Below are 222 nucleotides of genomic sequence, written 5' to 3'. Positions count from 1 at the left end.
ATATTAGGGGGTGCCTCTCCTTCTGAAACATCAAAAGGAAAGACAGATTACACACAGCGCAGTAAAGAACAATTAAACAATGGAAAGATACATGCGGTGAATACAGAAGAAGAAGCAGATAAATTAGGTATTGCAACAAATGGAAAAGAAATTGAAGACATCGCGGAAGAAATTTATGGGACTAAAGTAAGAGAAGCAGCAGGGAAGTTAGACATCTCTCAA

Annotated in this window: 1 pseudogene; it reads left to right on the top strand. The window is 37.8% G+C overall.

The features are described from left to right. Positions 1 to 222: pseudogene (locus MR170_RS31905) on the top strand (transporter); the annotation flags it as partial.

Origin of the sequence: Bacillus cereus group sp. BfR-BA-01524, from assembly GCF_022662595.1 — a bacterium.
Lineage (GTDB): Bacteria > Bacillota > Bacilli > Bacillales > Bacillaceae_G > Bacillus_A > Bacillus_A thuringiensis_S.
The sequence above is the reverse complement of the archived record's forward strand: the minus strand, read 5'-3'. Positions and strand labels throughout refer to the sequence as shown.